Source organism: Streptomyces polyasparticus, from assembly GCF_014493765.1.
Classification (GTDB): Bacteria; Actinomycetota; Actinomycetes; order Streptomycetales; family Streptomycetaceae; genus Streptomyces; species Streptomyces polyasparticus.
On the sequence record NZ_JACTVJ010000086.1, the window covers coordinates 1 to 1,581 of the forward strand.

Below are 1,581 nucleotides of genomic sequence, written 5' to 3' on the forward strand. Positions count from 1 at the left end.
CGCGTTGGGAGCTCTCCCATATGGTCGACCTGCAGGCGGCCGCGAATTCACTAGTGTATCCAAGATTACGGTTGTCCCGGTTTAAGCGTGTAGGCTGGTTTTCCAGGCAAATCCGGAAAATCAAGGCTGAGGCGTGATGACGAGGCACTACGGTGCTGAAGCAACAAATGCCCTGCTTCCAGGAAAAGCCTCTAAGCATCAGGTAACATCAAATCGTACCCCAAACCGACACAGGTGGTCAGGTAGAGAATACCAAGGCGCTTGAGAGAACTCGGGTGAAGGAACTAGGCAAAATGGTGCCGTAACTTCGGGAGAAGGCACGCTGATATGTAGGTGAAGCGACTTGCTCGTGGAGCTGAAATCAGTCGAAGATACCAGCTGGCTGCAACTGTTTATTAAAAACACAGCACTGTGCAAACACGAAAGTGGACGTATACGGTGTGACGCCTGCCCGGTGCCGGAAGGTTAATTGATGGGGTCAGCGCAAGCGAAGCTCTTGATCGAAGCCCCGGTAAACGGCGGCCGTAACTATAACGGTCCTAAGGTAGCGAAATTCCTTGTCGGGTAAGTTCCGACCTGCACGAATGGCGTAATGATGGCCAGGCTGTCTCCACCCGAGACTCAGTGAAATTGAACTCGCTGTGAAGATGCAGTGTACCCGCGGCAAGACGGAAAGACCCCGTGAACCTTTACTATAGCTTGACACTGAACATTGAGCCTTGATGTGTAGGATAGGTGGGAGGCTTTGAAGTGTGGACGCCAGTCTGCATGGAGCCGACCTTGAAATACCACCCTTTAATGTTTGATGTTCTAACGTTGACCCGTGATCCGGGTTGCGGACAGTGTCTGGTGGGTAGTTTGACTGGGGCGGTCTCCTCCTAAAGAGTAACGGAGGAGCACGAAGGTTGGCTAATCCTGGTCGGACATCAGGAGGTTAGTGCAATGGCATAAGCCAGCTTGACTGCGAGCGTGACGGCGCGAGCAGGTGCGAAAGCAGGTCATAGTGATCCGGTGGTTCTGAATGGAAGGGCCATCGCTCAACGGATAAAAGGTACTCCGGGGATAACAGGCTGATACCGCCCAAGAGTTCATATCGACGGCGGTGTTTGGCACCTCGATGTCGGCTCATCACATCCTGGGGCTGAAGTAGGTCCCAAGGGTATGGCTGTTCGCCATTTAAAGTGGTACGCGAGCTGGGTTTAGAACGTCGTGAGACAGTTCGGTCCCTATCTGCCGTGGGCGCTGGAGAACTGAGGGGGGCTGCTCCTAGTACGAGAGGACCGGAGTGGACGCATCACTGGTGTTCGGGTTGTCATGCCAATGGCACTGCCCGGTAGCTAAATGCGGAAGAGATAAGTGCTGAAAGCATCTAAGCACGAAACTTGCCCCGAGATGAGTTCTCCCTGACTCCTTGAGAGTCCTGAAGGAACGTTGAAGACGACGACGTTGATAGGCCGGGTGTGTAAGCGCAGCGATGCGTTGAGCTAACCGGTACTAATGAACCGTGAGGCTTAACCTTAATCTTGGATACGAATTCCCGCGGCCGCCATGGCGGCCGGGAGCATGCGACGTCGGGCCCAA

At 54.0% G+C, this 1,581-nt stretch carries 1 rRNA gene; it reads left to right on the forward strand.

The annotated features are described in order from the left end of the window. A 23S ribosomal RNA gene (locus H9Y04_RS49000) occupies positions 1–1,519 on the forward strand; the annotation flags it as partial. Positions 1,520–1,581 lie beyond the last annotated feature (62 nt).